Consider the following 4,140-nt stretch of genomic DNA (forward strand, 5'->3'; position numbering starts at 1 on the left):
CGCCCTGCCTCCAGTGCCTTGACGCCGTGCACAAGGCCGGACGGCACGATGAAGCTGCCGCCGGCATCGAGGATCTCAGTCCGGCCGTCGATGGTCACCTCGAAGCGGCCTTCGGCGACATAGCTTGCCTGGACATGCGGATGCGAATGCAGGGCGCCGACGCCGCCCTCGTCGAAGCCGAATTCGACCATCATCAGCTCGTCGGTGTGCAGGAGCACGCGGCGGCGGTTGCCGTCCGGCGTCGCCGTCCATTCACCCTCGCCGGCATGCGCGAAAACCTTGGCTTCTGTCATTGTTGGCTCCTCATTGCGGATGCCTTGGGCAAGGATCGAATCGCCCAAGCAGGCTGCCCGCGTCACAGCCGATAGGCCTTCTTGGCCAGCGTATAGGCCAATTCGGCGGCCAGCTCATGCGCCTCGTCTTCGCGAAGCCTGTGTTCGGCGACAAGTTTGGCCAGGAAAGCGCAGTCGACCCGGCGCGCCACGTCGTGGCGGGCTGGGATCGATGGAAAGGCACGGGTGTCGTCGTTGAAGCCGACGGTGTTGTAGAAGCCCGCGGTCTCGGTGGTCATCTCGCGGTAACGGCGCATGCCTTCCGGACTATCGTGGAACCACCAGGCCGGCCCGAGCTTCAGCGCGGGATAGACGCCTGCCAAAGGCGCCAGTTCGCGCGCGTAACTGCTCTCGTCGAGCGTGAACAGGATGATGGTCAGGTCGCGCTCCAGCCCGACGCAATCGAGCAGCGGCTTCAGCGCCGTCACATAGTCGGTGCGTGTCGGGATATCAAAACCCTTGTCTCGGCCGAATGCCCGCAAGATCGCGGGCGAATGATTGCGAAAGGAGCCGGGATGGATCTGCATCACCAGCCCGTCGTCCCTGCTCATCTTGGCCATCTCGGTCAGCATCTGGGCGCGGAACAGTCGCTTTTCGCGCTCGTCGTCGGACCCTTGCCGTATGCGATTGAACAGTTCCTCGGCCGCAGCGTCCGAGAGATTAGCGGTCTCGGCTGTGGGATGACCGTGATCGGACGAGGTCGCGCCGAAGCTCTTGAAGAAGGCGCGGCGCTGGCGATGCGCGTCGAGATAACCGGCCCAGCGGCCGGTATCGCTGCCGGTGATCTCGCCAAGCCTGTCGAGATTGGCCGAAAATCCCTCGAAGTCCGGATCGACGACGGCGTCCGGCCGGTACGCGGTGACGACCCTGCCCTGCCAGCCGCTGTCCCGGATCATCCGGTGCCATTCGAGATCGTCGAGCGCGCCTTCCGTCGTCGCGATCACCTCGATGTTGAAGCGCTCGAACAAGGCGCGCGGTCGGAAGTTATCCCACTGCAGCAGGGTCGCGATCGTGTCGTAATGGCGGTCGGCCGTCGCGGCGTTCAACGGCTCCTCGATGTTGAACAGATGCGCCAGCACATGGTCGAACCACAGCCGCGTCGGCGTGCCGCGGAAGAGAAAATAGTTCTCGGCAAAGCGCCGCCAGATCGTCCTGCCATCGGTCTCGACGGCCGAACCATCGCGGGTGGCGATGCCCAGATCCTCGAGGCTCACACCCTGGCTGAACAGCATGCGGAAGATGTAGTGGTCCGGCACGATGAGCAATTGCGCCGGATCGGGGAACGGCTCGTTCAGCGCATACCAGCGTGGATCGGTGTGACCATGCGGGCTGACGATCGGCAGGTCTTTCACGCCGGCGTAGAGGTCGCGGGCAAGCGAGCGCGAATGTGCCTCGGACGGAAAGAGCAGGTCCGGATTGATCAGCGCAACCATGGGACAGCGGCTCCTTCCAGGTTGAGCAATCGGTATGTTCGGGCGCAGGCGATGTCAACGTAGCCTCGAAACGGGCATCCTTGCGGCAGGTGGGAACAGATGTTACGCCGCTTGTCATCCGCCGCGCGGTGACATCTCCATGCCACGCCGTCGAAACCCTCAGCTCTTGTGATGTGATGACCAGCACCCCTTTGTCCAACGCCACGCTGAAGCAGTTGTCCGAGCAGGTCGAAATCCCCGGATATGATCGCGCCAAGGTCTCCCCAGGCATCGTGCATCTGGGGGTCGGCGCTTTCCACCGGGCCCATCAGGCCGTCTATGTCGACGACTGCCTGTCGGCCGGCGAGACAGGCTGGGGTATCGTCGGCGTCTCCTTGCGCAGCCCCGACACGCGCGACGCGCTGGCGCCACAGGATGGGCTTTACACGCTGGCGATTCGCAGCAGCGGCGCAGAAAAGCTCCGCATCATCGGCTCTATCGGTTCCATGCTTGTGGCGCCGGAAGACCCCGGCGCGGTGCTGGCGGTATTGACCGATCCGCGCACCCGCATCGTTACGCTGACGATCACCGAGAAGGCCTATCTGCGGGCCGCCGGCGGCGGGCTCGACACCGCCCATTCTGACATTGTCGCCGATCTGACAAGACCGGAACTGCCGAAGACCGCGCATGGTTTTCTGACCGAGTCTCTCGCCCGGCGCCGCGCTGCCGGCATAGCGCCTTTCACTGTGCTTTGCTGCGACAATCTCCCGGCCAACGGCGCCACGCTGCACCGCCTGATCGTCGAATTCGCCGCCTTGCGGGATGCCAGGCTCGCCCATTCGGGCGATGCCAGGCTCGCGCATTCGGGCGATGCCGATCTTGCCCGTCACATCGCCGACGAAGTCGCCTTTCCATCGAGCATGGTCGACCGCATCGTGCCGGCGACCACCGACGACGACCGCGCGCGCGTCGCCGGCCAGCTCGGTGTGGCAGATGCCTGGCCGGTGATGACCGAACCGTTCAGCCAATGGGTGATCGAGGACCATTTTCCAGGCGGGCGGCCGGCCTGGGAACAATTCGGCGTCACCATGGTCGGTGATGTGCGGCCCTATGAAGACATGAAGCTGCGGCTGCTCAACGGCGCGCATTCGGCCATCGCCTATCTTGGCCTGCTCAGCGGTCATGCCACGGTCGACCGCGCCTTCGCCGATCCGGCGATCCGGCGATTTGTCGATGCGCTCTGGGCCGAGGCGATCCCGACGCTGCCTAGGGATGCCGGGCTCGACACGGCGAGCTACACCAGGGAGCTCGCCCAGCGCTTCTCGAACACCGCGCTCGCCCATCGCACGGCACAGATCGCCAACGACGGCAGCCAGAAACTGCCGCAACGCATCATTGCCTCAGCCCTTGAGCGGTTGGAAGACGGCGTCCGGCCGGCGCATCTGTCGCTGGTGGTGGCGGCATGGATCGCCGCTTGCGAGGCGCGCGGCAAGACTTTGCCGGCAGGCCATTTCACCGATCCGCTCGACGCGGCGCTGACCGTACCCGGCGCCAGGCAGCTATCTGCCACCGAAACCGTCGCCTCGATTTTTGATCTGGCTGGCTTCGCCAAGGGGCAGCCGGGTGGCGAAAGGTTGATGGAGCTCACAGCCAACCATCTCGAACAATTGCGCCGTGGCGGACCGGCGGCTGCACTCGCTGCATTGGGCAGCTAAACAAAAAGCGGGACAAGGCCCCGCTTTTTTACTCAGTCATTTTAATGGGTTTCAAGCCGGCAGGACGGCGCCTTCCAGCGTCGTGAGCTGGCTAAGGAACTGTTCCGCCTTGCTGCGGGACTGGTCGTCCTTGGCGTCAGCGGCATCTTCCTTGGCTGCCTGGATGCGGCGGGCAAGATCGGCGCGGTCGACATCCTTCACGGCAACCGCAGACTCGGCCAGCAGCGTGCAGCCCGACGGAACGATGTCGGCGAAGCCGCCGAACACCACATAGCGTTCTTCTTGCCCCGACACTGTCTTCAAGGTGACGACGCCCGGCTTGATCGTGGTCATGACCGGCGCATGATGCGCCATCACCGTCATCTCGCCCTCGGCGCCCGGAATGACGACCGATTCGACCTGTTCGGAGACCAGCAGGCGCTCTGGCGAGACGAGTTCGAATTTGAAAGCTTCAGCCATATTCAACTTAGCGAGTAGGGAAGAGTGAGTAGCGAGTAGGGAAGAAACTCGCTCGGCTCACCTGGCCCCTATTCGCTACTCCCTATTCGCTATTCGCTTCTTATGCCGCTTCAGCCGCGAGGCGCTGTGCCTTCTCGACCGCTTCCTCGATGCCGCCGACCATGTAGAAGGCAGCCTCCGGCAGGTGATCGTAGTCGCCATTACAGAGCCCCTTGAAGCCCT

General features: G+C 64.0%; 4 protein-coding genes. 1 reads left to right on the top strand and 3 read right to left on the bottom strand.

Translation table 11 applies throughout. The features are described from left to right. A partial coding sequence (locus WC739_RS24750) for a cupin domain-containing protein (RefSeq protein WP_372955621.1) occupies nucleotides 1-293 on the bottom strand: 293 nt, incomplete at its 3' end. A 62-nt stretch (nucleotides 294-355) separates the two neighbouring features. After that, complete coding sequence (gene uxaC / locus WC739_RS24755; protein WP_372955622.1) at nucleotides 356-1,765, bottom strand: glucuronate isomerase; 1,410 nt, start codon at nucleotides 1,763-1,765, stop codon at nucleotides 356-358. 176 nt (nucleotides 1,766-1,941) lie between these two features. On the opposite strand from uxaC, the gene WC739_RS24760 reads away from it, so the two are divergent. Continuing rightward, on the top strand, nucleotides 1,942-3,459 hold the full coding sequence (locus WC739_RS24760; RefSeq protein ID WP_372955623.1) for a mannitol dehydrogenase family protein: 1,518 nt from the start codon (nucleotides 1,942-1,944) through the stop codon (nucleotides 3,457-3,459). Between the two features lie 51 nt (nucleotides 3,460-3,510). Here WC739_RS24760 and WC739_RS24765 read toward each other — a convergent pair whose 3' ends face one another. Then, the gene (locus WC739_RS24765) at nucleotides 3,511-3,918 is read right to left on the bottom strand and encodes a F0F1 ATP synthase subunit epsilon (protein WP_372955624.1); all 408 of its coding nucleotides are present in this window, start codon (nucleotides 3,916-3,918) and stop codon (nucleotides 3,511-3,513) included. Nucleotides 3,919-4,140 lie beyond the last annotated feature (222 nt).

Origin of the sequence: Mesorhizobium sp. (genome assembly GCF_041661565.1) — a bacterium.
GTDB lineage: Bacteria > Pseudomonadota > Alphaproteobacteria > Rhizobiales > Rhizobiaceae > Mesorhizobium.

Excerpts from the sequence above, each read along its gene's own strand:
- uxaC (WP_372955622.1), bottom strand. The coding sequence starts at position 1,765 with ATGGTTGCGCTGATCAATCCGGACCTGCTCTTTCCGTCCGAGGCACAT.
- WC739_RS24760 (WP_372955623.1), top strand. The coding sequence starts at position 1,942 with ATGACCAGCACCCCTTTGTCCAACGCCACGCTGAAGCAGTTGTCCGAG.
- WC739_RS24765 (WP_372955624.1), bottom strand. The coding sequence starts at position 3,918 with ATGGCTGAAGCTTTCAAATTCGAACTCGTCTCGCCAGAGCGCCTGCTG.